Source organism: Streptomyces mirabilis, from assembly GCF_039503195.1.
GTDB lineage: Bacteria > Actinomycetota > Actinomycetes > Streptomycetales > Streptomycetaceae > Streptomyces > Streptomyces mirabilis_D.
Map to the genome: position 1 here is coordinate 5,473,288 of NZ_JBCJKP010000001.1, position 23,287 is coordinate 5,496,574.

Genomic DNA, 23,287 nt, shown 5'->3' on the forward strand with positions numbered 1-23,287 from the left:
TCCCCGCGCCCGTGGTCTTCGAATCCATGCGGGAAATCCGTGCGGGGCCTTGGGGGAAATCCGTGCGAGGAGCGGCCCGCCGCGAGCCCCCTGTGGCCGCATACGACGGCGGCCCGCCCCCGGAGAATCGCTCCGGGAACGGGCCGCCGACGGCGATGCCCTCAGACCACGAGGATCAGATCAGACCACGAGGATCAGATCAGACCACGAGGATCAGAACGCCGCCTCGTCCAGCTCCATCAGGTCCAGGTCCACGCCCTCGGCGAGCTTGCGGGCGCCGGTGACGCCGGGCAGGACGTTGGCGGCGAAGAACTTCGCCGCGGCGATCTTGCCGGTGTAGAAGGGCTTGTCCTTCGCTGTCGCCGTCTCCAGCTTCTCGGTGGCCACTGCGGCACCGCGCAGCAGCAGGTAGCCGACGACGACGTCGCCGGAGGCCAGCAGCAGGCGGGTGGTGTTGAGGCCGACCTTGTAGATGTTCTTGACGTCCTGCTCGGTGGCCGCCAGGTCCGTGAGCATGAGGCCGACGATGGCCTCCAGCTCGACGGCCGCCTTGGCGAGCTGCTCGCGGGCCGCCGACAGGTCCTCGCCGCCCGTGCCGAGCGCCAGGAACTTCTTGATGTCCTCGGCGAGGGAGTTCAGCGCCGCGCCCTGGTTGCGGACGATCTTCCGGAAGAAGAAGTCCTGGCCCTGGATCGCGGTCGTGCCCTCGTACAGGGTGTCGATCTTGGCGTCGCGGATGTACTGCTCGATCGGGTACTCCTGCAGGAAGCCGGAGCCGCCGAAGGTCTGCAGCGACTGGGCGAGCTGCTCGTAGCCCTTCTCGGAGCCGTAGCCCTTCACGATCGGCAGGAGCAGGTCGTTGAGGGCCTCCAGGGCGGCGGTGTCCTCGCCGGCGGCCTCCTTGACCTGGATGTCGTCCTGGATCGCCGCGGTGTGCAGCACCAGGGCGCGCATGCCCTCGGCGTACGCCTTCTGCGTCATCAGCGAGCGGCGCACGTCCGGGTGGTGCGTGATGGTGACCTTGGGCGCGGTCTTGTCCATGAAGTTCGCGAGGTCCGGGCCCTGGACGCGCTCCTTGGCGTACTCCAGCGCGTTCAGGTAGCCGGTCGAGAGCGTGGAGATCGCCTTCGTGCCGACCATCATGCGGGCGAACTCGATGATCCGGAACATCTGGCGGATGCCGTCGTGCTTGTCGCCGATCAGCCAGCCCTTGGCGGGGTGGCGGTCGCCGAAGGTCATCTCGCAGGTGTTGGAGGCCTTGAGGCCCATCTTGTGCTCGACGTTCGTCGCGTACGCGCCGTTGCGCTCGCCCAGTTCGCCGGTCTCGAAGTCGAACTCGTACTTCGGGACGAGGAAGAGGGACAGACCCTTGGTGCCGGGACCGGCGCCCTCGGGACGGGCGAGCACGTAGTGGAGGATGTTCTCCGACATGTCGTGCTCACCGGACGTGATGAAGCGCTTCACGCCCTCGATGTGCCAGGAGCCGTCCTCCTGCTGGACCGCCTTGGTGCGGCCCGCGCCCACGTCCGAGCCGGCGTCCGGCTCGGTGAGCACCATGGTGGAGCCCCACTGCTTGTCCACGGCGATCTTCGCGATGTGCTTCTGGACCTCGGTGCCCTCCTCGAAGAGGATGCCCGCGAAGGCGGGGCCGGAGGAGTACATCCAGACCGCCGGGTTGGCGCCGAGCACCAGCTCCGCGTACGCCCAGATCAGGGAGCGGGGCGAGGTGGTGCCGCCGAGCTCCTCGGGCAGGCCCAGGCGCCAGTACTCGGAGTCCATGAAGGCCTTGTACGACTTCTTGAAGGATGCCGGTACGGGAGCCGTGTTGGTCTCCGGGTCGAAGACCGGCGGGTTGCGGTCGGCGTCCGCGAAGGAGTCCGCCAGCTCGTTCTCCGAGAGACGGGCCAGCTCGTCGAGGACGCTCTTGGCGGTGTCGACGTCCATCTCCGCGAACGGTCCGGTGCCGTACAGCTTGTCGCGCCCGAGCACCTCGAAGAGGTTGAACTCGATGTCGCGGAGATTCGACTTGTAGTGCCCCATGGCGACGGCTCCGTAAGGGATCGGGGAGGTGGAGGTACTCGCAGCCTCGTTACACGTACTGGCAAGTAGCTCCGATGATGCTACCCGTCGGTAATAAGAATCAACCCCTGATGGCCCATATGTGGCCGACTACTCTTTGACCCATGTACGGCTACGACCAGAATGCGGGCGCCCAGCAGCAGTACGCCCCGCCGCAGCAGCAGATGCCCGGCGGTTACGGCCAGCAGCCGCCGCTCTACCCCGAGCCGTCCCCGCCCTCGCTGGCGGACGCGGTCCGGGCGTTCACCACGGGATCGATGTCCGCAGAGGACTTCCAGCAGGTCTTCGCGACGTCGAAGGTCTACTGCCCGCGCGGCGACAACCCCGGATTCCTGGCGCTGCACAACACCCAGCAGCCGGTCATCCCGATGTTCACCTCGCTCAAGGAGCTGCGCCGGTACGCCGGCAAGGAGTCCAAGTACTTCGTGATCACCGGCGCCGAGGTGATCGACCTGCTCCCCACCGGCTACGGCTTCGTCCTCGACATGGAGGGGGAGCACCGTATGGTCTTCGACGCGAAGGCCGTGGAGCAGATGGTGGACTTCGCCATGCGCCGTATGTACGGGTAGCGCCCACCACGGGTGGCGACCACCACGGGTGGCGACCACCACGGGTGGCGACCACCCCCTACGACAGTCCGGACGCCCGGAGGGAATGCCCTCCGGGCGTCCGTCGTTGTGGGTGGCAGAAAGTTCAACAATCAACTAAACTCGAAGCACAAGGAGGTACCGACATGCCTGCAGTGACCGTCGAGAACCCGCTGACCCTTCCCCGTGTGGTCGCGCCGGCCGACGCCGTGGACCGTCCCGTGCTCACCGTGACGACCGCGCCCAGCGGCTTCGAGGGCGAGGGTTTCCCGGTCCGCCGTGCGTTCGCCGGGATCAACTACCGCCACCTCGACCCGTTCATCATGATGGACCAGATGGGCGAGGTGGAGTACGCGCCGGGCGAGCCCAAGGGCACCCCCTGGCACCCCCACCGCGGCTTCGAGACCGTGACGTACATCATCGACGGCGTCTTCGACCACCAGGACTCCAACGGTGGTGGCGGCACCATCACCAACGGCGACACCCAGTGGATGACCGCGGGCGCCGGCCTCCTGCACATCGAGGCCCCGCCGGAGTCGCTCGTCATGTCCGGCGGCCTCTTCCACGGCCTCCAGCTGTGGGTGAACCTCCCGGCCAAGGACAAGATGATGGCCCCCCGGTACCAGGACATCCGCGGCGGCTCGGTCCAGCTGCTGAGCACTCCCGACGGCGGCGCGCTGCTGCGCGTCATCGCCGGTGAGCTGGACGGCCACCAGGGTCCCGGCATCACGCACACGCCGATCACCATGGTCCACGCGACCCTGGCGCCCGGCGCCGAGATGACCCTCCCGTGGCGCGAGGACTTCAACGGTCTCGCGTACGTCCTCGCCGGACGCGGCAGCGTCGGTACGGGCCGTCGGCCGGTCCACACCGGCCAGACCGCCGTCTTCGGCGCGGGCGGCTCGCTGACCGTCCGCGCGGACGAGAAGCAGGACGCGAACACGCCGGACCTCGAGGTCGTCCTGCTCGGCGGACAGCCGATCCGCGAGCCCATGGCCCACTACGGCCCCTTCGTGATGAACACCCGCGAGGAGCTGCAGCAGGCCTTCGAGGACTTCCAGAAGGGCCGTCTGGGCACCGTTCCGGCGGTGCACGGAATGTCCGAGGGCGGGATGTAATTCCTTCCCGGGCCCCTTCCGGCCCTCTTCCGCACGACCACGAAAGGCCCCGTCCGTACACCGGACGGGGCCTTTCGCCCGTCGGGCGGGGCCTTTCGCGCTGATGTCGTATCACCCGGCCGGGCCGTCCCGGCGGGACGGCCCGGCCCTCGCGTGATCGGGTGGAAACGTGCAGCTACTCCCCGAGGGCGCCCGGCGGCTGGCCGCCTGGTGCGCCGTGATCCTGCTCGTCGCCGGTGTGGCGTGGGTCGGGATCCGGCTGTGCGGGGAGTTCCGTACGGCGATCGTGCCCGTGCTGCTCGCGCTCCTCGGCACCGCGCTGCTCGGGCCGATGTACCGGCAGCTGGTGAACGTCGGGGTCAACCGGTCGCTGGCAGCGGGGCTCACCTGTGTCGCGGTCGTCGTGGTCGTCGGCGGCGCCGTCTACATCGTGGTCGCCGCGCTCATCGACACCGGGGACCAGATCATCGCCTCCCTCAGGCTGGCCGCGCGGTCCGTCGCCCAGCACTTCGGTGCGGCGGGCACCTCCCTCGACGACCTCGCCGCCCATGCCAAGGACCTGCTGACCAAGTTCGGCGGGACGGCCGCGTCCAACGTCATCAGTGGCGTGAGCGTGGTGGGCGAGTCGATCGCCATGGCCGTACTGGCCCTGCTGCTCGTCTTCTTCTTCCTCCGCGACTCCCACCGCACCGCCGGGCTGCTGCGCTCGCTGGCGCCGCGCGGCACCGCGGACACGGTGGAGGCCATGGCCCGCCGCGCCTTCGACGCCGTCCAGGGCTTCATGCGCGGGACCACGGTGATCGCCCTGATCGACGCCCTGTGCATCACGATCGGCCTGCTGATCCTGCGCGTCCCGGGCGCGGTCGGGCTCGGTGCGCTGGTCTTCGTGGGGGCGTTCATCCCCTACCTCGGCGCGTTCCTCTCCGGCGCGGTGGCGGTGCTGGTCGCGCTCGCCGACCGGGGGTTCGTGATCGCGCTGTGGGCGCTCGGGGTCGTACTCGCCGTGCAGGTCCTCGAAGGGCATGTGCTGCAGCCGATGATCCAGAGCCGGACCGTGCAGATGCATCCGGCGGTGGTGATGCTGGCGATCACGGCGGGCGCGTCCGTCGCGGGCATCCTGGGCATGCTGCTCGCCGTACCGCTGACCGCCGCCGGGTTCGGGGTCCTCGCGGAGCTACGGACCCACTACGAGTCGCCGTCCCCGTCTTCACCGCCGTCCCCGTCTCCACCGCCGTCCCCGTCTCCACCGCCGTCCCCGTCCCCACCGGCGTCCCCGTCTCCACCGGACGCCTCGTAGAACTCGAACCAGATGCTCTTGCCCTCGCCCCGTGGGTCGACGCCCCAGGCGTCGGCGAGGAATTCCACGAGCATCAGCCCGCGTCCGGAGGACGCCAGTTCGCCCGGGTGGCGGCGGTGCGGCAGGTCGTCGCTGGCGTCGGTGACCTCGACCCGCATCCGACGGTCGTCCGTACCGCCGGTCACCTCGGCGACGAGCAGCGCGTCGGCGTCGGTGTGGACGAGGACGTTGGTCAGCATCTCGGAGACGAGGAGGACCGCTGAGTCGCGCTGGTCGTCGCAGGCCCAGTCGTGCAGCATCTCGCGCAGCTGCTGGCGGGCCCCCGAGATCCGCTCGGGCTCGGCCTGCGCCACGGTCAGCGCGGTGCGCCGCACCGAGGGCGAGAGCGGGACCTCGACCGTGTCGCCGCCCCCCTTGCCCTGCCGGCTCAGCAGCAGCACGGCTATGTCGTCCTCGCGCCGGTCGGCCAGCGGCCCCGGGGTGTGGTGCGAGGAGGGCCCGTGCACGCCCTGGACCAGCGCGTCGGCGAGCTCCTCCATGTCGCCGTCGTGGGACTCCAGGATGTGGCGGATACGGCGCCATCCGGTGTCGAGGTCGTGGCCACCGGTCTCGATCAGCCCGTCGGTGCAGATCAGCATGGTCTCGCCGGGTTCCAGGGCGAGCCGGGTCGTGGGGTAGTCGGCGTCCGGGTCGATGCCGAGCGGCAGTCCGCCCGCCGTGGGCCGTATCAGCACCGTGCCGTCCGCCATGCGTATCGCGGGGTCCGGGTGGCCCGCACGGGCGAAGTCCAGGATGCCGGTCGCCGGGTCCACCTCGACGTACAGGCAGGTCGCGAAGCGCGGGTCCGAGGTGTTGCCGCCGCTCTCGCCGGTGGAGCCGTACGTCACCGAGTCCGTGATCCCGCACAGAAACCGTGAGGCCCGGGAGAGGACCGCGTCGGGCCGGTGGCCCTCGGAGGCGTACGCGCGCAGGGCGATACGGAGCTGCCCCATCAGCCCGGCGGCGCGCACGTCGTGGCCCTGGACGTCCCCGATGACCAGGGCGAAGCGACCGCTCGGCAGCGGGATCACGTCGTACCAGTCGCCGCCGACCTGGAGGCCGCCGCCGGTGGGGACATAGCGTGCGGCGACCCCCATGCCCGGCATCTGCGGACCGAGGGTGGGCATCATCGAGCGCTGCAGGCCGTCGGTGAGCTCCCGCTCCGTCTCGGCGGCCACGGCCCGGGAGAGGGCCTGCGCGAGCATCCGGGCCACGGTCGTCAGCACGGAACGCTCGTCGGGCGTGAAGCTGACGGGGTAGGTGAAGGCCGCCATCCACGCGCCCATCGTGCGCCCGGCGACGGTCAGCGGCAGAAAGGCCCAGGACTCCCGCCCGAAGTGTTCGGCGAGCGGCCAGGAGACCGGATAGCGCTCCTTGTAGTCCTTCGGGGAGGAGAGATAGACGGCGCGGCCCGTGCGGACGACCTCCGCGGCCGGGTAGTCGGTGGCCAGGGACATATGGGTGAAGGGGCCCTCGTCTCCCGGCTTCTGCCCGTGGTGACCGACGACGGTGAGCCGGTCCCCGTCCACGCCGAAGACGGCCAGCCCGTCCGGTGTGAACCCCGGCATCGACAGGCCCGCCGCGACCCGCAGTACCTCCGCCGTGGACCGCGCCTCGGCCAGCGCCCGCCCCGCGTCCAGCAGGAACGCCTCGCGCGAGCGGCGCCAGTCGCCGGTGAGCGGGGTGCGCGCGGCGGTGGCTCCCGAGGTCTCGGTGACCTCCTGGAGGGTGCCGAACAGCACGAACTCCCTGGTCTCGGGGTCGACGGTCGGCTTGGAGCGGCTGCGCACGGTACGGATCACCCGCCCGTGCTCGTCCATGATCCGCAGCCGGACCTCGGCGAGCGTGTCCTCGGCGATGGCGAGCTGTACGACGCTGACGACCTCGTTCCAGTCGGCCGGGTGGAACCGGGACCGCATGGCCACCTCGGTGACCGTCGCCCTTGCCGCGGGCAACCCGAGGAGCCGGGCGGCCTCGGCGTCGATGGTGACCTGCCCGTGTGCGTTGTCCCAGCGCCACACGCCGGTCGCAAGGGCGGCCAGTACGTCCCCCACGGCGGGCAGGGGCTCACCAGTGCGCATTGACCCACTGTATGAAGAGGTGATCGGAAGGTGCCACCGAGAGTATTCGGGGCGGTGATCTTTGGGCGGCCGGTACCCTTGGGGGATCCGGGCGTCGGCCCGGAAGTTTCACGTGAAACAGACCCAAGCTCATGTGAATCAGACCCCGATCCGCGAAGACTGGATGAACGACGATGCATCGGTACAGGTCCCACACCTGCGGCGAGCTCCGCGCCTCTGACGTCGGCAGCGACGTCCGGCTGAGCGGCTGGCTGCACAATCGCCGAGACCTGGGTGGCATCCTCTTCATCGATCTGCGCGACCACTACGGCATCACGCAGCTCGTCGCCCGCCCCGGCACGCCCGCCTACGAGGCCCTCGACAAGGTCTCCAAGGAGTCGACGGTCCGCGTCGACGGCAAGGTCGTCTCGCGTGGCGCGGAGAACGTCAACCCGGACCTGCCCACCGGCGAGATCGAGGTCGAGGTGAGCGAGGTCGAGCTGCTCGGCGCCGCCGCCCCGCTGCCGTTCACGATCAACGCCGAGGACGGCGTCAACGAGGAGCGGCGCCTGGAGTACCGCTTCCTCGACCTGCGCCGCGAGCGCATGCACCGCAACATCCTGCTGCGTACGGCCGTGATCTCCGCGATCCGTCACAAGATGACGGCGCTGGGCTTCAACGAGATGGCGACCCCGATCCTCAGCGCCACCTCCCCCGAGGGCGCGCGCGACTTCGTGGTCCCCTCCCGTCTGAACCCGGGCAAGTTCTACGCCCTGCCGCAGGCGCCGCAGCAGTTCAAGCAGCTCCTCATGATCTCCGGCTTCGACCGCTACTTCCAGATCGCGCCCTGCTTCCGCGACGAGGACGCGCGCGCGGACCGCTCGCCGGGCGAGTTCTACCAGCTCGACGTGGAGATGTCCTTCGTCGAGCAGGAGGACGTCTTCCAGCCCATCGAGAAGCTGATGACGGAGCTGTTCGAGGAGTTCGGCGGTGGCCGTCACGTCACCTCCCCCTTCCCGCGCATCCCGTTCCGCGAGGCGATGCTGAAGTACGGCTCCGACAAGCCGGACCTGCGCGCCCAACTGGAGCTGGTCGACATCACCGACATCTTCGAGGGCTCGGAGTTCAAGGCCTTCGCCGGCAAGCACGTACGCGCCCTGCCGGTGCCGGACGTCGCCGGTCAGACCCGGAAGTTCTTCGACGGCCTCGGCGACTACGCGGTCGAGCAGGGTGCGAAGGGCCTGGCCTGGGTCCGGGTGGGTGAGGACGGCTCGCTGACGGGCCCGATCGCCAAGTTCCTCACCGAGGACAACGTCGCCGAGCTGACCAAGCGCCTCTCCCTGGCCCCCGGCCACGCGGTGTTCTTCGGCGCGGGCGAGTTCGACGAGGTCTCGAAGATCATGGGCGCGGTGCGGGTCGAGGCCGCGAAGCGCTCGGGCAACTTCGAGGAGAACGTCTTCCGGTTCTGCTGGATCGTCGACTTCCCGATGTACGAGAAGGACGAGGACACCGGGAAGATCGACTTCTCGCACAACCCGTTCTCGATGCCGCAGGGCGGCCTGGAGGCCCTGGAGTCCCAGGACCCGCTGGACATCCTGGGCTGGCAGTACGACATCGTCTGCAACGGCGTCGAGCTGTCCTCCGGCGCGATCCGCAACCACGAGCCCGAGATCATGCTGAAGGCCTTCGAGATCGCGGGCTACGACCGTGACACCGTCGAGGAGCAGTTCGCCGGCATGCTGCGTGCCTTCCGCTTCGGCGCCCCGCCGCACGGCGGTATCGCCCCGGGCGTCGACCGCATCGTGATGCTCCTCGCGGACGAGCCGAACATCCGCGAGACGATCGCGTTCCCGCTCAACGGCAACGCGCAGGACCTGATGATGGGCGCGCCGACGGAGCTGGACGAGGCGCGGCTGCGCGAGCTGCACCTCTCGGTGCGCAAGCCGCAGCCGAAGTAGTCCTCGCAGGGGAATTCCAGGTACCCGTCCCTGCCTCAGTGGCTCGGAACCGCCGCCGGTTCCGAGCCACTTTTGCGTGTCCACGCAAAACCACAGTCCGCACCCATGGTGCTGACAGGCGGCGTCCCCAGCGTCCCTGCACATGACTGAGAAACAAGACCCGGCGCACAAGCGGAACATGACGCGACGCAAAGTCGTCGTCGCAGGTGGCGCGGCTGTCGCGGCCGTGGGCGCGGGCGGCGGACTCGCCGTGAACGCGTTCGCGGGCGAAACCACGGCGGACGCCTCTGCCTCCTCTTCCGCCACGGCGTCGGAGACGTGCTACACCCTCACCTCGGAGACCACCGAGGGCCCTTACTACATCGACGCGGACAAGATCTGTCCTCGGTGAGCGTGGCGGTGTTGGTGGAGTACTCGGCGAGCTGACGCATCAGCTCGCTCGACCCGGCCCGGAACATGGTTCCGGGCCCGTCGGGCCGTCGGCGCGGGAGGAGCGGGTCAGCCGAGCTTGAGCAGCAGTTCGGTGAGCTCGACCGGCATGGTGACCATGCAGTCGTGGCCGGTCGCCAGTTCCCACACCTGCGCCGGCGTGCCGTTGGGCTGTGTCGCGGGGACGGGCCGCCGGGCGAGGCCCTCCGGCTTGCCCACCGTGCAGTGGATGTGCGTCCGCGGGATCGTGTTCACGGCCGGGTTGTCCAGTCGGACCGGTTGTTGGAGGCAGCGCACCGGCTGATCGGACAGCATCGTGCGCAGCCAGGCGACATCCGCCGGGTCGGTGACCCCGAACAGACCCGAGGGCGGCGGCATCTCGGGCAGCGGCGGAACCCGCCAGCCGCTGTCGGACCGCACGGCGAGGTCGATCAGGGCCTGGGTCAGGGGGAGGACGTCGGCCGCGCTCTCGCCGTCCTCGGGGACCATCGCGTCGAGGTAGACCAACCGCGCGATCCGGTCCGGGACCTGGTTGGCCGCGGACGAGATGACCAGCCCGGCGTAGCTGTGTCCCACGAGGACCACCTCGGTGAGGTCTTCCTCGACGATCAGTTCGACGACGTCGTCGACGTGTGTGTCGAGCCCCACCTCGGGGCCGAGCAGATGCGACGTGTCGCCGTAGCCGGTCAGGGACGGCGCGAACACCCGGTGTCCGGCCGACGCCAGCAACGGGACCACCCGCTCCCAGCACTCTCCGCTGTGCCAGGCACCGTGTACCAGCAGATACGTTGACATGGTTTCGCTCCTTGCGCGCCGTCGGTACCGGTGGTGAGGGCGACGGCGGTGTGGTCGGGCTCGGTCGCGTTGAAGGCTGCCGCCGGGGATGGGGCCGAGCCAGGGCCCCCGCGATCCTGGGGGTGACAGGACCAGGCACGCGCGCGACGGCCCGAATTACAGTGAGGAGATGACCGACGCCCCCAATCTGTTGGGCGAGTACGTGCGCGCCCGCCGTGAGCTCGTCACTCCCGAACAGGTCGGCATCCCCGTCTCGGGGGTACGGCGGGTGCCGGGTCTGCGCAGGGAAGAGGTCGCGATGCTCGCCGGCATCAGTGCCGACTACTACCTGCGCCTGGAGCAGGGCCGGGACCGCAACCCCTCCGTGCAGGTCCTCGAGTCCCTCGCCCGCGTGCTGCGGCTGGACGACGCCGCGACGGCGTACCTGCTGCGCCTCGGCGCCGACAAACCCCGACGACACCGACGCCGACGCCGAAGGGAGACCGTTCCTCCGGGCATCGCCAAGCTCGTCGCCACGCTCCCGCTCCCCGCACTGGTCGAGGGCCGCTACTTCGACGTCCTCGCCGCCAACGCCCTGGCGACGGCTCTGTCACCGCGCCTCGTGGCGGGAGCCAACCGGCTGCGGGCCCTGTTCCTCGACCCTGCCGAGCAGGCCCTCCACCCGGACTGGGAGAGCGCGGCCGGGGGCATGGTCGCCGGCTTCCGCGAGTCCGTCGGCACGGACATCGACGATCCCCGATTCATCGAGCTCGTCGGCGAACTCTGCCTCGCCAGCCCCCGCTTCAGCCGGCTCTGGGCCCGCCACGACGTGGAGGCGTGCGAAGGCTCACCCAAGCACATCGACCACCCCCAGGTCGGTGGCCTGCGGCTGAACCGGGAGCGGCTGGGCATCGACGGAACGGCAGGACAGACGCTTGTCATCTACCACCCGGACCCGGGCACCGACAGCGCCGAAAAACTCCTCCTGCTCGCCTCCGCCGCACGGACACCGGCTGTCTCCTGAACGACGTCCCGCTGGACAGGGCCTACAGGGTTTCCTTGTCCGGGGTTCGAGGGTCGACGAAACGTTCACGCCGCAGTGGCCAGTTCGCACCGGACGTACTTGCCGGTGCCGATGATGTTTCTGACGTCCCGTTGACGGCCCCATCCCCAGGTGTTCGCACAGTGGTGGCTCAGGCATCCGCACGGGTGCCTCCTCGAACGGCTAACCGCAGACCTGTCCGGCGAGTTGAAAAGACCGGCAACCTTCCCGGTCTCCGCGGCCACTGGTGAGTCAGAAGCACCGTGCTCCACAACCACGTAAGGACTCATCCGTGGCATCCCCCTCGCACCGCAGGTCCCTCCGCAAGCGTCGCGTCGTCATTGTTTCCGCCGCCGTCACGGCCGCGGGCCTCGGCGCCGTCGCGTTCGTGATGAACGCGAACGCGGGTACGGTCGACCTCGCGCACCAGGTGCTGCCCGCCAAGGACGGCTGGGCGGCATCCGGGTCCGGGACGACCGGCGGCTCGCAGGCCGACTCCTCGCACGTCTACACCGTCAGCACCCGCGCCCAGCTGGTGAAGGCACTGGGCAAGGCGGACAACTCCACGCCGAAGATCATTCAGGTCAAGGGCGTCATCGACGCCAACACCGACGACTCGGGCAGGAAGCTGAGCTGCGCCGACTACTCCGCCGGTACCGGGTATGCGCTGGCCGCCTATCTGAAGGCCTACGAGCCGGCCACGTACGGCACCTCCAAGCTGCCCTCCGGCACGCAGGAGAAGGCCCGCGACGCCGCGCAGCAGAAGCAGGCGAAGAACATCGTCTTCAAGGTGCCCGCCAACACCACCATCGTGGGCGTGCCGGGCACCAAGGCCGGGATCACCGGTGGCAGCCTGCAGGTGCAGAGCGTCGACAACGTCATCATCCGCAATCTGACCTTCTCCGCCACCGAGGACTGCTTCCCGCAGTGGGACCCGACCGACGGCGACAGCGGCAACTGGAACTCCCAGTACGACGCCGTCACCCTGCGCGGCGCGACGCACGTGTGGGCCGACCACAACACCTTCACCGACGCGTCGCACTTCGACAGCGCCAACCCGAAGTACTACGGCCGCGAGTACCAGATCCACGACGGTGACCTCGACATCACCAAGGGCTCGGACCTGGTGACCGTCGAGCGCAACCAGTTCACCAACCACGACAAGACCATGCTGATCGGCAGCAGCGACACCGACAGCGTCGGCAAGCTGCGCGTCTCCATCCACCACAACGTGTGGAAGGGGATCGTTCAGAGGGCTCCCCTGACCCGGATCGGGCAGGTGCACCTCTACAACAACTACTTCGACACCACGACCGTCAACGGGTACGCGCCCCTCTACAGCATCAACTCCCGTGCCAAGGCCCAGGTCGTCGCCGAGGACAACTACTGGAAGGTCCCGACGGGCGGGAAGATCTCCAAGCTGCTCAGCGGCGACGGCACCGGCTCGATCGCCGGCGGCGGCAACCTCGTCAACGGCACCTCGACCGACCTCGTCGCCGCGTACAACGCCGCGAACTCGAAGAAGCTGAAGACGACGGTGAACTGGACGCCGACCCTGAACGCCGGGGTCCAGTCCTCCGCGAAGAACCTGCCGACCGAGCTGGCCACCACCACCGGTGCGGTTCTGACCAACTAGGTCAGGACACGGCAAGGGCGCCCGGGGCGGTAGGCCCCGGGTGTCCTCGCCGACGTCGAAGGCTCAGGGCAGGGACGTGCAGCCCCCCAGCCCGTGCCGATCTGCGTACGGCCGCCGAAGAAACCGACGCCGTTTCCGTTCAGGCGCCAGAACTTTCCGGCGGTGTCGCGGGCCACCAGGTCGGCCTTGCGGCACAGGGTGGGGAAGGGGGGCGCCGCGCGGCTCAGGTGTCGTACCGGCCGTTCCACGGCTCGGCGAACGCGAGACGGTCCGGGTAGAGCTCGGCCCAGGCCTCCTCCTCGTCCTCCCTGATCACCAGGCCGAACAGGACGCCGTCGACGGTGCGTTGGAAGGGGCGGATCGCGATGTCCGTGTAGGAGCGGCGGGGCAGGCTCCGCAGGAGTTTCGCCAGATGGGCCCTGGCCCGGGAGAGCACCGAGTCCGGTCCGTCCGGCGCCAGTTGCTGTTCGGCCCAGGTGCCCGCGCACCAGATCTCCGAGTCGCGGTAGCGGCCCTCGGCGTCGAAGGTGTGCAGCACCGTGTAGAGGCGTTTGTGCTGTTCCCAGCCATCGTCGGGACGGTAGCCCTCGGGGAAGGCGTAGGTGATCGACGCCAGGAACTGCCCGTCCGCGTAGCGACCGATGCTCTCGGTGCGGGACTTCGGCTCGTAGGCGATCGGGATGACCGGAGGGACTGCCATGGCGAAACCATACGGGTGGTCAAGAGCATGTCACCAGCGGGGTCGGTTTCCGGCCGAGGAGTGAGACGGAGGACGGGAAAGGGAGGGGCCCGGCACCGTTTCGGTGCCGGGCCCCTCCCTACGCCGTCCCTACTCCGGTGCGCCGCCGAAGCGCTCCTTGTACGACTCCAGGTCCTCGTCCGTGATCTTGGCGAACAGGACCGGGGGAACCGTGAAGGGGGTTCCCGCGGGGACGGAGGACAGGGACCTCGCCTCGTCCGCCGAAACCCACGCCGCCGTGTCGTCCGGCAGCGCGAACGCCGAGCGCATCGCGCGGGAGGACGCGGGGATGAAGGGCTCCGAGACCACCGAGTAGAGGTGGATCAGGTTCATCGCCGTGCGCAGGGTCAGGGCCGCGCCGTCCGGGTCGGTCTTGATCTCCAGCCAGGGGGCCTTCTCCTCCAGGTAGGAGTTGCCCGCCGACCACAGGGCGCGCAGCGCCGCCGCGGCCTTGCGGAACTGGAGGGCCTCCATCTGGGTCTCGTACTCGGCCAGCAGGCCCGCGATCTCCTCGCCGAGCTTCGCCTCCGCCTCGCCCGCCGCGGAGCCCGCCGGGACCTCCTCGCCGAAGCGCTTCTTGGAGAAGGACAGGACGCGGTTGACGAAGTTGCCGAGGGTGTCGGCCAGGTCCTTGTTCACCGTGGCGGTGAAGTGCTCCCAGGTGAAGGACGAGTCGTCCGACTCGGGGGCGTTGGCGATCAGGAAGTAGCGCCAGTAGTCCGCGGGCAGGATGTCCAGCGCGTGGTCGGTGAAGACACCGCGCTTCTGGGACGTGGAGAACTTCCCGCCGTAGTACGTCAGCCAGTTGAAGGCCTTGACGTAGTCGACCTTCTTCCACGGCTCGCGCACGCCCAGCTCGGTGGCCGGGAACATGACGGTGTGGAAGGGGACGTTGTCCTTGGCCATGAACTCCGTGTAGCGGACCGGGTTCTCGCCGGAGTCCGCCTCGTACCACCACGACCTCCAGTCGCGGTTCTCCGGGTCCTGGTCCGACCACTCCTTCGTCGCCCCGATGTACTCGATCGGCGCGTCGAACCAGACGTAGAAGACCTTGCCCTCCGCCGCCAGCTCCGGCCAGGTGTCGGCCGGGACCGGGACGCCCCAGTCCAGGTCACGGGTGATCGCCCGGTCGTGCAGGCCCTCCGTCAGCCACTTGCGGGCGATGGAGGAGGCGAGCTGCGGCCACTCGTGCTCGTGGCGTGCCACCCACTCCGAGACCTCGCTCTGGAGCTTCGACTGGAGGAGGAAGAGGTGCTTGGTCTCGCGGACCTCCAGGTCCGTCGAGCCGGAGATCGCGCTGCGCGGGTTGATCAGGTCGGTCGGGTCCAGCACGCGGGTGCAGTTCTCGCACTGGTCGCCCCGGGCCTTGTCGTAGCCGCAGTGGGGGCAGGTGCCCTCCACGTAGCGGTCCGGGAGGAAGCGGCCGTCCGCCGGCGAGTACACCTGGCGGATCGCGCGCTCCTCGATGAAGCCGTTCTCGTTCAGGCGGCGCGCGAAGTGCTGGGTGATGTCGCGGTTCTGCGGGCTGGAGCTGCGGCCGAAGTAGTCGAAGGCCAGCTCGAAGCCGTCGTACACCGCCTTCTGCGCGTCGTGCGCCTGTGCGCAGAACTCGTCGACCGGCAGACCCTGCTCCTTGGCCGCCAGCTCGGCCGGGGTGCCGTGCTCGTCCGTCGCGCAGATGTAGAGGACGTCGTGGCCGCGCTGGCGGAGGTACCGGGAGTACACGTCCGCCGGGAGCATGGACCCCACCATGTTGCCCAGGTGCTTGATCCCGTTGATGTACGGAAGGGCGCTGGTGATGAGGTGTCGAGCCATCGCGGCTGCTCCCAAGTCGTTACGTGTCGTTACGTGGGGTGACGATCGTCGGTGCTGGTCGTACCGTCGGTCGTCTTGCGAACCTTGAAATCGTAGCCGACATGGGTGGGCCGCCCGTTTCCCTTTTCAAGGGGTGGGAAACGGGCGGCCTCGGGTTGTTCTTGTCGGACCTACGGGGTGCTACGGGCGCCAGTTCTCCAGTACGCCCTCGTAGACCTCCGCGTCGGTCAGTTCGCGCGGGGTCGGGCCCGCGTGGAAGAAGGCCGTGTTGTCGGTCTTCAGCTTGCGGAGGTAGTCGAAGGCCTTGTTGTCGTGCTCACCGAACGCGACGAACGAGAAGAACACGGTGGGGTGGTCCTTCGCCGCGTCCGTGAGGGACTGGGTCGCGGGGGTCTTGGCGTCCGGGGCGCCGTCCGTCTGGAAGATCACCAGGGCCGGGTCGGTGGTGCCGGACTTCTGGTGGTGCGTGACGACTTCTTCCACCGCGATGTGGTAGCTCGTACGTCCCATGCGGCCGAGACCGGCGTGGAGGTCGTCGATCTTGTTCTCGTGCTCGGGGAGGGTGAGCTCGCCGGTGCCGTCCAGTTCGGTGGAGAAGAAGACGACCTGGACCTTGGCCTCGGGGTCGAGGTGGGCGGCGAGGGCGAGGGCCTGCTCGCCGAGGGCCTGGGCGGAGCCGTCCTTGTAGTACGCGCGCATGGACGCGGAGCGGTCGAGGACGAGGTAGACCTTGGCCCGGGCGCCGGTGAGGTCCCTCTTCGCGAGGGCCGTTCCTGCTTCCTGGTAGGCGGTGGCGAGGTCGGGGGCGTGGGTCTTCACGTGGGTGAGGGGGGTGGCGGGGCTGCCGGCCGTTCCGGCCTCGGCTTCGCCTTCGGCCGGGTCTTCTTCCCCAGCCGCACCACCCGTGACGCTCTCGTCGTCGGCTGCGGGTGACCCCGCCTGCGGCTGATCGCCGTCGGCGGCGACGGGCTCGTCCGTCGAGTCGAGCACCGGCTCGTCCGTCGGCACGTCGACGGAGTCGGCCGTCGGCTCGTCGGCCGAGGCTGCGACCGGTTCGGTGACCGGTTGGGCGGGGGTGATCTCGGTGGTGACCGGGGCGGGGGTTTCCTCGGCGACCGGCTCCGAGGGCTCCGCCGCGGCGGGCTCGGGAGCCTCTTCGGCCACGGGCTCGGAGGCCTCCGCGGCGACCGGTTCCGGGGTCTCCTCGGCGGCGGGCGCGGGGGCTTCTTCGGTGACGGGTTCCGGCTCGGGCTCGGAGACCTCCTCCGCCACGGGCTCGGGAACCTCTTCGGCCACGGGCTCGGGTTCCGGGGCGGACGCCTCGGGGGCTTCGACGACCGGCTCCGATTCGACCACGGGCTCGGGTTCCGGCTCGGGCGCGGGCGCCTCCACCACGGCCTCGGCCTCTGGCTCTGCCTCGACCTCAGGCTCGGCCGGAACCTTGACCTCAGGCTCGGCCGGAACCTCGACCTCGGCCGTGGTCACCGGCTCGGGATCCGGAGCCGGAGACGGAATCGAAGCGGGAGGAGAAGCGGAAGCGGCAGCCGGAGTCGGCTCCGTCTCGGCCTTCTCCGCCGTCTCCTTCGTTTCCTCGGTCGTCTTCTCCTCCAGTACCGGCTCCGCCGGCTTGGGGACCGTGACGTTGTCGAAGGCCGCCGACACCAGCTCGTCCACCACGGACGGTTCCGACGAAGGTGCGGGGATCTTTGGCTCGGCCTCCTGAGCGGGAGCCGGCGTGGGCTCCGGCTCGGTGGCCGGGGCCGGGACCGTGGGGGCCGTGGCCTCCGTCGGCGAGGTCTCCGCGTCGGCGTCACGCCCCTTGCGTGAGCGGCCGAACGCGTTCCGCAGGAGAGTGAGAATGCCCATGTGCGCAACCCTTCGCATGAGGTGAAGCCGTCAATCCCTGGCCAGGACGGACACGTAAGGTTAGCGGCCGTCTTCGGCGATCTTGGGCAGGGTCGGGTACCGACAGGTAGCGGTGTCAAGAGCGTTATCAAGACCCCTGTGAGAGCGGGAGGTTCACACTCTGTTCACCCGGCCGCAGGGTGCTTGCACCCGCACCCCCCTAGCGTCACGCTCACACCAAGCGTTCGTATGGGGAGAGTAAAGTGCGCAGACTGCTGCCGTTGATCGGAACGCCCGGTTCACATCCCGGTGGGCGATCCGCCCTGACCTGTCGGTTCCGCTGTGGTGACGCATGCTTCCACGAGGTGCCCAACACCAGCGACAACGCGTACGTCGGTGATGTCATCGCCGGTGCGATCGGCCGCCGTTCGATGATGCGGGCCGCGGCCGTCGTCACGGTCGCCACGGCCACGGGTGCGGCGGTCGTCGGCACCGGCGTCCGGGACGCGCAGGCCGCTCAGGCGGTGGACGGGGGTGCCGCGGCCCGTACCGGACACCCGGTCGACAAGGCCGCGCGCGGGCTCCGGTTCAGCCCCGTCGCGCCGAACACCGCCGACGCCGTCACCGTCCCCGGTGGATATGGCCAGAATGTCGTCATCCGTTGGGGTGAGCCCATCCTGCGCGGCGCTCCCGCCTTCGACCCGGAGCACCAGACCGCCAAGGCCCAGGCCGGCCAGTTCGGTTACAACAACGACTTCCTCGCTCTCCTCCCGCTGCCCGGTGAGCGCGGTCGGCAGCTGCTCGTGGCGAACCACGAGTACACCGACGAGGTGCTGATGTTCCGCGGGTACGACCCCGCGAACCCCACCCGTGAGCAGGTGGAGGTGGCGTGGGCCGCCCACGGTCTGTCCGCCGTCGTGGTCGAGGAGGACCGCAGGACCGGCAGGCTCACCGCCGTCACCCGGCACGCCCTCAACCGTCGTGTCACCGCCACCACCGAGTTCCGGCTCACCGGCCCCGCCGCCGGGTCCGACCTGCTCAAGACCTCCGCGGACCCGACCGGCCGCAAGGTGCTCGGCACGCTCAACAACTGCTCCGGCGGCACCACCCCCTGGGGCACCACGCTGCACGGCGAGGAGAACTTCAACCAGTACTTCGCCAACGCGAGCCGTGCCACCGACAAGCGGTACGGGCTCGGTACGGGCGCGACCGAGCGCAAGTGGGAGCGGTTCGACAAGCGGTTCGACGTGACGCAGGAGCCCAACGAGTCGCACCGCTTCGGATACGTCGTCGAGTTCGACCCGTACGACCCTTCCTCCACGCCCCGCAAACACACCGCGCTGGGCCGCTTCAAGCACGAGGCCGCGACCGTGCGGCTGACGGACGACGGGCGGCCCGTCGTCTACACCGGCGACGACGAGCGTTTCGACTACTTCTACAAGTTCGTCGGCAGCAAGCGGATGCGGCACGGTTCCTCGCGCCCCGTCCGGGAGCACAACCTCTCCCTCCTCGACGAGGGGACGCTCTACGTGGCCCGGCTGACCGGCGACTCCCCCGCCGCCGAGATCGACGGGAGCGGGAAGCTTCCGGCGGACGGGGAGTTCGACGGCAGTGGTGAGTGGATTCCGCTGGCCACCGCGACCGCCCGCGGGGCCGTCTCGCACGTGGACGGGATGACGGCCGAGGAGGTCCTCGTCTTCACGCGGCTCGCCGGTGACAAGGTCGGCGCCACCAAGATGGACCGGCCCGAGGACATCCAGCCCTCCCCGCACACCGGCAAGGTCTATGTCGTTCTGACCAACAACACCAACCGCGGCAAGGCCGGGTCCGCGGGCGCCGACGAGGCCAATCCGCGCAACGCCAACAAGCACGGGCACATCCTGGAGCTCACCGAGCGCCGAGGCCGCGCCGAGGCGACCACCTTCGGCTGGTCGCTGTTCCTCGTCGCGGGCGACCCGGCCGACCCCGCGACCTATTTCGCGGGCTTCCCGAAGGACAGGGTCAGCCCGATCTCCTGCCCGGACAACGTGGCCTTCGACCCGCACGGCAACCTGTGGATCTCCACGGACGGCAACCAGCTCGGCTCGCACGACGGCCTGCTGGGCGTGGCGACGAAGGGCGAGCGGCGCGGTGAGCTGAAGCAGTTCCTGACCGTGCCGACCGGCGCGGAGACCTGCGGGCCGATCATCCAGGACCGGCGGGTACTCGTCGCGGTCCAGCACCCGGGCGAGATCGACGGCGCGTCGGTGGAGAAACCGGCGAGCAACTGGCCCGACGGACCCGGGAAGATCGTGCGCCCGGCGGTCGTCTCGGTGTGGCGCACGGACGGCTGCGACATCGGGGTCTGAGGCCGCGGGAGTCGGCGCGAAAGCCGCGCACGGGTCTCAGGGGAGGGCTGGGACGGGGTGGTCCACGCCGCTGCGTTCCAGCCACTCCCGGTACGCCGGAGACTGTTGTGCCGTCTCCCGGTACGCCTCCGCCAGGTCCGGATGGACGCCGTCCAGCTCGGCCTCGGTGCGGGCTCGGGGCCGAACTGGCGGGTCGGCCGGCAGACGGTGATGACCTCACCGGTCGCCACCAGGGACGCCGTCGTGTGGTAATCGCCATGCAGGACACAGGAGTTGAGCCCGGCCGAGCGCGACCCGGCCGAGCGGGGTGGGTGCCCGACCGCTACTCCGGTCCGTGCAGCGAGCTGATGCCGGGCGGTGGCCCCGGCCCGTCCTGCGCCCACGCGATCCCCCACGCGACCGAGCGTTCGCGCGGCCCGCGCCCCCTGTTTCCGGGCCGGACGCTGCGGCGGCTGTCTCCGGGCGGTCAGTGCGGTCAGTGCGGTGACGCGATGGCGCGGGCTGCCGCGACCTCCTGGCGGAGTGGCTCCAGCACACTGCCGGCCGGCCCCGTGAGATCCGTACGGACCGCGACGAGGGTGTCGGTCTCGCGAAGCCCGTCCGACAACTCCCTCAGTTGCAGCGCGACGTGGAAGATCTCGGCCGGGGAGGGGCGCTGGGCGCCGTGCCGGATCCGTACTCCGGCGGCCGTGGTCGCGTCCACGATGCGCTCGACCGCGACGACGAGCGGCAGCCAGGCGGCGGCGCGCCGGCCGCTGGGCGGCGGTTCGCTCAGGGCGCGCTGGAACTCCGTGCGGATGGCGGAGAGGTCGCGGTAGAGGCGTCGGCGCATCCGGGCGCGGGCGGCGGGGTCGACGTCCGCCCCGAACGCGTACTCCACGTAGCGTGCGGTGTCCGCGACCGCGTCCGCGAGGCGGTCGCCGACCCGGGTGTGCCAGCTCTCCGGCCACAGCAGATAGCCGGCGACGAGGGCGATCGCGCAGCCGATGAGGGAGTCGGCCAGGCGTGGCACGAGCAGGGCGGTGCCCAGATGGTTGAGGACGTCGGAGAGGAGGAGGATCACCGGGGTGACGGCGGCGGTCTGGTAGCCGTAGCCGCGTCGGCCGAGGACCGGGATGAGCGGGCCGAGGACGAACATGACCGGCACGTCCCACCAGCCGAGCGGCACCAGGGCGAGGACGACGGCCGCGACGACGAGTCCGGCCACCGTGCCGAGCGCGCGCAGCAGCGCCCGGGAGAAGACCGATCCGAAGTCGGGCTTCATGACGAAGGTGATGGTGAGGGCGACCCAGTACGAGCGTGGCACCGGGACGAGGGAGACCAGGGCCTGGGCGAGGCCGATGCACAGGGCGAGGCGCAGGCCGTAGCGCCAGGAGGCGGCGGACAGCAGGACGTTGCGGGAGGCGCGGGTGGCGCGGACGCGCAGGGCGGCGGGCCTGCCGAGGCGGTCGTCGACGTTGCGGGGGGACGCCTTGCCTGCGGACCGGTCGCTGACGACGTCGGCGGCGTGCCGCAGGGCGTGGTCGACGGCGCGAGCCGTCTCGTTGGTGGGGACCGGGAGGCTGAGCCCTATGGGGCCGGTGTAGCCGGTCTCGACGGCGTCGGCGAGGTGCCGTACGGCGTCCGCGACCTCGGGGGCCAGCGGCTCCTCGAACTGGTGGGCCGCCGGGGCGGCTTCGACGACGGGCGTGATGGCGTTGAGCTGGGCGAGCAGCCGGGCGAGTTCGGGGTTGCGGCCGTGGTGGAAGGCGCGCCGGGCGAGGGCGAGGTCGTAGGACTGGTTGAGGGACTGGGTGACGGCGAGGCGGATGTCGACGTACCGCTCGGTGCCGGTCGCGGCGAGCAGGTCGGCGACGGTCCGGTAGGTGTGGGCGACGGCGGCCCGTTCGGGGATGCCCGAGCGCAGCGGCCAGGCGAGCAGGGCCAGGGCCAGTACGAGGAGGCCGCCGCCGGACATCAGCAAGGGTGCGAGCCACCAGGATCCCGGCAGGGGAAGTCCGGCGCCGATGGAGCAGTTGAGGAGGAGCAGCAGGCTGGACACGGAGGCCACGGCGCCGATCGTCGAGATCATCCCGGAGACGAGCGCGACGCAGGTGACCGCGCCGACGGCGACCCAGCCGTGGCCGTAGACGAGCGAGCCGATGGTGACGCCGATCGCGCCGAAGAGCTGGGGGACCGCGATGTTGAAGATGCGCATGCGGTAGGCGTCCGCGGTGTCGCCGATGACGCCGGACAGGGCGCCCATGGAGGCGAGGGCGCCGTACGCGGGTTCGCCCGCCGCGAGGCCGATCGCCAGCGGCAGGGCCAGCGCGATCGCGGCGCGCGCGGCGGCGGCCCAGGGCACGGGGGCCTGTTGCGGTCGGAGGTTCCTGACCAGCCAGTCGGGAGGGGTGAGAACACTGGGCAACTGGCGGGGCATGGACCCATTATGACCGCATCGCGCCACCGCTCCCGGGGCTCATTTGTGCTGGTGAAGGGTGATATCGACGACGAGCGCGCGATGGTCGCTGCCGGCGATGCCGAGGAAGGTGGCCGCGTTCGCGGAGAAGTCCCGGGAGACGAGGACGTGGTCGATCTGGGCGCCGAGGGTGGGGGCGGTGCGGGCGGGCCAGCTGGGGGTGCGCGGGGAGCCGGCCAGGCGGGCGCCGTCGCGCAGTCCGGTGTCGAGGATGCGACGGAACGCGGCGTGGTCCTGGGAGGCGTTGAAGTCCCCGGCGAGGATGGTGGAGCCGTCCTTGCCCCCGGCGGCGTAGTCGCGCAGTTCGCCGAGCTCGTGCCGCCACAGTCCGACCTGCCCCGGCAGCGGCGGCATGGGGTGCGCGAGCTGGAGCCGTACGGCGTGCCCCTGTACGTCGGCCACGGCCCCCGGCATTCCCATCGTCCCGCGTACGCCGTCCGCCACCGCGAGCGGGAACCGGCTGATGATCACGGATCCGTCGGACCCGGCGCCCTCGACGGACACGCGGTAGGGATAGCCGCCACCCGGGCCCTGGAAGGCCTTCTTGAGCGCGGCGGAGCACGTGTACTCGCACTCCTCCACGAACACGATGTCGGGCCGGTGCCGTTCGACGGCGGCGACGAGCGCGCGGGCGCCCCGTCCGAACTGCACGTTCGACGTCATCACGCGCAGTTCGGCGACCGGGCTCCCGGTCGGCTCACCGGTCCTGCCGTAGGGCTCGATGTACCAGGCGAGCGCGCCCAGCACCAGCACACCCCACACCATGCCGAGCGGCCGGCGGGCGAACAGGGCGAGCAGGAGTCCGAGGCCGGTGGGCGCGAGGAGCCACGGCAGGAAGGCGAGCAACTGGGGCACGGGGGTGATGCCGTCGCTGTCGGCGGCCCGGCATCCGATTACCACGCTCACCCCGGCCGGCAGCAGCAGGCCCGCCCAGGCCGCGGCCCGTCGGCCCCCGGACCGCGCCGGCCGGTCCTCGGACTCCGCCGGGGCAGTCACCGCAGTGTCCACGTCCGGGCCTGCCTTCCGCTCGTTCGCGTGGGGTGCCCGAATCCTCCCTCACCGA

General features: G+C 70.2%; 15 protein-coding genes and 3 pseudogenes. 9 read left to right on the forward strand and 9 right to left on the reverse strand.

The genetic code is table 11. The annotated features are described in order from the left end of the window. Positions 1-213: 213 nt before the first annotated feature. Positions 214-2,040, reverse strand: a complete 1,827-nt coding sequence (locus AAFF41_RS25325; RefSeq protein ID WP_143655353.1) for an acyl-CoA dehydrogenase — start codon at positions 2,038-2,040, stop codon at positions 214-216. A gap of 143 nt (positions 2,041-2,183) precedes the next feature. Between AAFF41_RS25325 and AAFF41_RS25330 the strand changes: the two genes are divergently transcribed. The 3 genes from AAFF41_RS25330 to AAFF41_RS25340 all read left to right on the forward strand — a co-directional run bounded on the left by AAFF41_RS25330 (position 2,184) and on the right by AAFF41_RS25340 (position 5,081). Further along, positions 2,184-2,648, forward strand: coding sequence for an SseB family protein (locus AAFF41_RS25330; protein ID WP_054234175.1), 465 nt, complete (start codon positions 2,184-2,186; stop codon positions 2,646-2,648). A gap of 164 nt (positions 2,649-2,812) precedes the next feature. Next, entirely contained in the window at positions 2,813-3,784 is a 972-nt protein-coding gene (locus tag AAFF41_RS25335; RefSeq protein WP_054234174.1) for a pirin family protein, read from the forward strand. Between the two features lie 169 nt (positions 3,785-3,953). Beyond that, complete coding sequence (locus AAFF41_RS25340; RefSeq protein WP_319752647.1) at positions 3,954-5,081, forward strand: AI-2E family transporter; 1,128 nt, start codon at positions 3,954-3,956, stop codon at positions 5,079-5,081. On the opposite strand, the gene AAFF41_RS25345 is transcribed toward AAFF41_RS25340, so the two are convergent. Further along, entirely contained in the window at positions 4,970-7,201 is a 2,232-nt protein-coding gene (locus tag AAFF41_RS25345; protein ID WP_319752646.1) for an ATP-binding SpoIIE family protein phosphatase, read from the reverse strand. The genes AAFF41_RS25340 and AAFF41_RS25345 overlap by 112 nt on opposite strands. A 173-nt stretch (positions 7,202-7,374) precedes the next feature. On the opposite strand from AAFF41_RS25345, the gene aspS reads away from it, so the two are divergent. Together aspS and AAFF41_RS25355 are read left to right on the forward strand one after the other, a co-directional pair. After that, entirely contained in the window at positions 7,375-9,138 is a 1,764-nt protein-coding gene (aspS, locus tag AAFF41_RS25350; protein WP_319752645.1) for an aspartate--tRNA ligase, read from the forward strand. 142 nt (positions 9,139-9,280) lie between these two features. Next, positions 9,281-9,517, forward strand: a pseudogene (locus AAFF41_RS25355) (dioxygenase); the annotation flags it as partial. A 119-nt stretch (positions 9,518-9,636) separates the two neighbouring features. On the opposite strand, the gene AAFF41_RS25360 reads toward AAFF41_RS25355, so the two are convergent. Further along, positions 9,637-10,362, reverse strand: coding sequence for an alpha/beta fold hydrolase (locus AAFF41_RS25360; RefSeq protein WP_343324667.1), 726 nt, complete (start codon positions 10,360-10,362; stop codon positions 9,637-9,639). 169 nt (positions 10,363-10,531) lie between these two features. On the opposite strand from AAFF41_RS25360, the gene AAFF41_RS25365 reads away from it, so the two are divergent. Both AAFF41_RS25365 and AAFF41_RS25370 read left to right on the forward strand, forming a co-directional pair. After that, positions 10,532-11,365: a helix-turn-helix domain-containing protein gene (locus AAFF41_RS25365; protein ID WP_343324668.1), complete on the forward strand. Its 834-nt coding sequence runs from the start codon at positions 10,532-10,534 to the stop codon at positions 11,363-11,365. 310 nt (positions 11,366-11,675) lie between these two features. Further along, positions 11,676-13,019 (forward strand): pectate lyase family protein, encoded by a 1,344-nt coding sequence (locus tag AAFF41_RS25370; protein WP_319752643.1) that lies wholly within the window; start codon positions 11,676-11,678, stop codon positions 13,017-13,019. Positions 13,020-13,242: 223 nt separating this feature from the next. Here AAFF41_RS25370 and AAFF41_RS25375 read toward each other — a convergent pair whose 3' ends face one another. The 3 genes from AAFF41_RS25375 to AAFF41_RS25385 form a co-directional block, all read right to left on the reverse strand. Next, positions 13,243-13,719 (reverse strand): hypothetical protein, encoded by a 477-nt coding sequence (locus AAFF41_RS25375; protein WP_319752642.1) that lies wholly within the window; start codon positions 13,717-13,719, stop codon positions 13,243-13,245. A gap of 129 nt (positions 13,720-13,848) precedes the next feature. Further along, complete coding sequence (metG, locus tag AAFF41_RS25380; RefSeq protein ID WP_319752641.1) at positions 13,849-15,573, reverse strand: methionine--tRNA ligase; 1,725 nt, start codon at positions 15,571-15,573, stop codon at positions 13,849-13,851. Between the two features lie 180 nt (positions 15,574-15,753). Next, positions 15,754-17,439, reverse strand: a complete 1,686-nt coding sequence (locus AAFF41_RS25385; RefSeq protein ID WP_319752640.1) for a VWA domain-containing protein — start codon at positions 17,437-17,439, stop codon at positions 15,754-15,756. Positions 17,440-17,681: 242 nt separating this feature from the next. Here AAFF41_RS25385 and AAFF41_RS25390 point away from each other — a divergent pair, with 242 nt between their 5' ends. Beyond that, positions 17,682-19,766, forward strand: coding sequence for a PhoX family protein (locus tag AAFF41_RS25390; protein WP_343324669.1), 2,085 nt, complete (start codon positions 17,682-17,684; stop codon positions 19,764-19,766). Positions 19,767-19,802: 36 nt separating this feature from the next. Here AAFF41_RS25390 and AAFF41_RS25395 read toward each other — a convergent pair. Then, a pseudogene (locus AAFF41_RS25395) lies at positions 19,803-20,056 on the reverse strand (LysR family transcriptional regulator); the annotation flags it as partial. 21 nt (positions 20,057-20,077) lie between these two features. On the opposite strand from AAFF41_RS25395, the pseudogene AAFF41_RS25400 reads away from it, so the two are divergent. After that, positions 20,078-20,179, forward strand: a pseudogene (locus AAFF41_RS25400) (snapalysin family zinc-dependent metalloprotease); the annotation flags it as partial. A 62-nt stretch (positions 20,180-20,241) separates the two neighbouring features. Here the strand turns inward: AAFF41_RS25400 and AAFF41_RS25405 are convergent. Beyond that, positions 20,242-22,185 carry an FUSC family protein gene (locus AAFF41_RS25405; RefSeq protein WP_319752638.1) on the reverse strand — a complete coding sequence of 648 codons (1,944 nt, stop codon included), beginning with the start codon at positions 22,183-22,185 and terminating at the stop codon, positions 20,242-20,244. Between the two features lie 39 nt (positions 22,186-22,224). Beyond that, on the reverse strand, positions 22,225-23,232 hold the full coding sequence (locus tag AAFF41_RS25410; protein ID WP_415925993.1) for an endonuclease/exonuclease/phosphatase family protein: 1,008 nt from the start codon (positions 23,230-23,232) through the stop codon (positions 22,225-22,227). Positions 23,233-23,287 lie beyond the last annotated feature (55 nt).